At 42.2% G+C, this 490-nt stretch carries 1 protein-coding gene; it reads left to right on the top strand.

All coding sequences use genetic code 11. From position 1 onward, the window contains the following. Positions 1–490: spore coat protein SpoU (locus ACTHUR_RS19280; protein ID WP_440400399.1), on the top strand; the 490-nt coding region annotated here is incomplete at both ends.

Below are 490 nucleotides of genomic sequence, written 5' to 3'. Positions count from 1 at the left end.
AAACTAAAGAAGGCAATTTCAACGTACACCTGAAATTGACCGGCACTTGCGAAGTTCTAACAACAAACAGCGCATTGAATAGTACAAAAATTACTACCGAAGACCCAAGTCTGGCTGGAGCGGACATTGATTTCAGCACACGTGTCGCATCATCAAATTCAACCGCTATTACCCAAAAAAACGTTGGTGGTATGGCTACTGGTCTGAATATCCGTTGCAGTAAAAACACACTTTTCACAGTAGGTTTGGAACCTCAAAACGTAACAAGCAACAATGGTGAAGGCACAATGTGGGGTATCTCTCGCACATCAAAACAAAATAATGACACCATCAGCTATCAACTTCAAAAACCTGTCGTAAGCGGCTCAGGTATAAATCAAACAGTCCAAGAGACCAACAGCAACACTCCTTGGGGTAATTCAGGTACTGACCTTCTTTCATTGACAGGACAAGGTTTAAGTGATTCCGAAGCAGTCAAACTCCCTGTATA

It is taken from the genome of Neisseria sp. P0021.S007, from assembly GCF_051956855.1.
Note: the sequence above shows the minus strand (reverse complement) of the source record. Positions and strands in the feature narration are given on the sequence as shown.